We start from the raw sequence: 2,837 nt of genomic DNA on the forward strand, positions 1-2,837 counted from the left end.
GTCCTTGGTCATGCGGGGGGCGCCGAAAGACTTGTCGAGCACGACGTTGCGGCCCTTCGGGCCGAGCGTCACCTTGACGGCATTGTGGAGAATGTCGACGCCGCGCAGCATGCGGTCGCGGGCATCAACGCCGAATTTNCTTGGCTGACATGATGATCTCCGTATTCCCAGATCCCGAGATCCACGCGACTGGCCGGATTCCTGAGGGATGAGATTTGGATTGCAGGCCTCTTCCTTCGAGACGCCGGCTGCGCCGGCTCCTCAGGATGAGGGAAACAGGCTAAAGCGCTTAAGCGGCCTTCCTGGCGACGGGAACGTCGGTGAGAACGCCCATGATGTCGCTTTCCTTCATGATCAGAAGTTCCTGACCATCGAGCTTGACCTCGGTGCCCGACCACTTGCCGAACAACACACGGTCGCCGACCTTGAGGTCGATCGGGATGAGCTTGCCGGCTTCGTCACGGNGCCGGGGCCAACGGCGACGACTTCGCCCTGGGAGGGCTTTTCCTTGGCACTGTCCGGAATGAGGATGCCGCCAGCGGTTTTGTCTTCGGCATCGATGCGTTTGACCACAACGCGGTCGTGGAGCGGCCGGAACTTCATGCGATCCTCCATGACTTTTGTGATTTTTTCTGGATTGGCAGTCGCAATAAGCGAGTGCTAGCCGCCCTTGACATAAGCCTGTGACACTGGGGCGCAAGGGGGTCGGCCCACGATTGACTGCGACTTGAGTTTCCGGGGGAGGCGCCTGCTCGCAGGTGAAGTAACATGCTGCTAGCGCGTTGATTGCTATGACCTGTTGAACGTTTTGGTTTTTGGCGAATTGAGAATCACCCATTGCTCTTCGGTTGCGCTGGAGGTTGGCATGATCGAGAAAGATGCGGTTTCCAGGGATTTCAGGAAGCAGGTCTTAGGCTACGGACTGACAACAGCGGAAATCGTTTACCGCCGTCCGGATCGGCGCTGGCTGCTGCAAACTTACGTCTGGCAGGACTACGATATGTTTCCGGATTTCCCGGCGTTGAAGGATTTCCTCGCGTTCTGGGAAACAAAGCTCGAAGGCCCGCTGTTTGCGGTCACCGTCGCGCACTCCAAACTGATCAAGCCTGCCGAACTGCGCGCCGTGGACGGAGTCTTCCGGTTGCATTAACGCGAGCGCGCGATTTCTGTCGCTCATGCGCAAAATGTGTTCGGGAAATTTACTCTCTTCACGCGGGCCAATTCAGGGAGATCACAAGCCCGCATTTTCTGTTTGCCGGCGCCAACGACGTGATCGAATAATTTAAGTTGTTTGCTGCGGTGCATGAGTCGGCTTCTGGCCCAAAAACAAAAGGCGCTCCCTTCGGAGCGCCTTTCGCATTCTCGCAACTGTGACACCGGCGGCGCGAACGCCGCGCGAAATCACAGCGAATAGTACATGTCGAACTCGACCGGGTGCGGGGTCATTTCGAAGCGCTCGACTTCGGTCATCTTCAGCTCGATGAAGCTGTCGATGAAGTCGTCGTCGAACACGCCGCCGTTCTTCAGGAAGGCGCGGTCCTTGTCGAGATTTTCCAGCGCCTCGCGGAGCGAGCCGCAGACGGTCGGGATCTGCTTCAGCTCTTCCTTCGGCAGGTCGTAGAGGTCCTTGTCCATCGCCGGACCCGGATCGATCTTGTTCTTGATGCCGTCGAGGCCGGCCATCAGCATCGCGGCGAAGCCGAGATAGGGGTTGGCCATCGGGTCGGGGAAGCGGACCTCGACGCGCTTGGCCTTCGGGTTCGCCGTATAGGGGATGCGGCAGGAGGCCGAGCGGTTGCGCGCGGAGTAGGCGAGCAGCACGGGGGCTTCATAGCCCGGGACCAGGCGCTTGTAGGAGTTGGTCGACGGGTTGGTGAAGGCGTTGATCGCCTTGGCGTGCTTGATGATGCCGCCGATGTAGTGGAGGCAGGTCTCCGAGAGGTCGGCATACTTGTTGCCGGCGAACACGGGCTTTCCGCCCTTCCAGATCGACTGGTGGCAGTGCATGCCCGAGCCGTTGTCACCATAGACCGGCTTCGGCATGAAGGTGGCGGTCTTGCCGTAGATGTGCGCGACCTGGTGGATGCAGTATTTGTAGATCTGCATCTGGTCGGCCATCAGCGTCATGGTGTCGAACTTCATGCCGAGCTCGTGCTGGGCGGAAGCGACTTCGTGGTGATGCTTTTCGACCTTGACGCCCATCTTGGCCATCGCGCCGAGCATTTCCGAGCGCATGTCCTGCACCGAGTCCTGCGGCGGGACCGGGAAGTAGCCGCCCTTGGTGCGGATGCGGTGACCGAGATTGCCGCCCTCATATTCGGTGTCCGAATTGGTCGGCAGTTCCGACGAATCCAGCTTGAAGCCGGTGTTGTAGGGGGTGGTCTGGAAGCGAACGTCGTCGAATACGAAGAATTCGGCTTCGGGGCCGAAGAACACGGTGTCGCCGACGCCCATCGACTTCACCATCGCCTCGGCCTTCTTGGCCATGCCGCGCGGATCGCGGTTGTAGGGCTCGCCGGTGGTCGGCTCGAGCACGTCGCAGATGATGACCATGGTGGTCTCGGCGAAGAACGGGTCGATCGTCGCGGTGACGGGGTCGGGCATCAGGCACATGTCGGATTCGTTGATCGCCTTCCAGCCGGCGATCGAGGAGCCGTCGAACATCTGACCTTCGGCGAAGGTGTCCTCTTCGATCATGCTGACGTCGAAGGTGACGTGCTGCCACTTGCCGCGCGGATCGGTGAAGCGCAGGTCGACGTATTTGACGTCGTTGTCCTTGATCGATTTCAGGACGTCTTTGGCGGTCTTCATGAATACCCCTTTTGGCTGCGGGACGG

2 protein-coding genes and 2 pseudogenes are annotated in these 2,837 nt (G+C 59.8%); 1 reads left to right on the plus strand and 3 read right to left on the minus strand.

Features of this window, described 5'->3' with window-relative positions:
* Positions 1-289: 289 nt before the first annotated feature.
* A pseudogene (locus CQ14_RS46220) lies at positions 290-464 on the minus strand (co-chaperone GroES); the annotation flags it as partial.
* Between the two features lies 1 nt (position 465).
* Positions 466-603, minus strand: a pseudogene (locus CQ14_RS46225) (co-chaperone GroES); the annotation flags it as partial.
* Positions 604-865: 262 nt separating this feature from the next.
* Between CQ14_RS46225 and CQ14_RS14495 the strand changes: the two are divergent.
* Entirely contained in the window at positions 866-1,150 is a 285-nt protein-coding gene (locus tag CQ14_RS14495) for an usg protein (protein WP_057858561.1), read from the plus strand.
* A 251-nt stretch (positions 1,151-1,401) separates the two neighbouring features.
* On the opposite strand, the gene glnA is transcribed toward CQ14_RS14495, so the two are convergent.
* On the minus strand, positions 1,402-2,811 hold the full coding sequence (glnA, locus tag CQ14_RS14500; RefSeq protein ID WP_057858562.1) for a type I glutamate--ammonia ligase: 1,410 nt from the start codon (positions 2,809-2,811) through the stop codon (positions 1,402-1,404).
* Positions 2,812-2,837 lie beyond the last annotated feature (26 nt).

The sequence above is a fragment of the Bradyrhizobium lablabi genome (genome assembly GCF_001440475.1).
In the GTDB taxonomy this organism is placed as follows: Bacteria; Pseudomonadota; Alphaproteobacteria; order Rhizobiales; family Xanthobacteraceae; genus Bradyrhizobium; species Bradyrhizobium lablabi.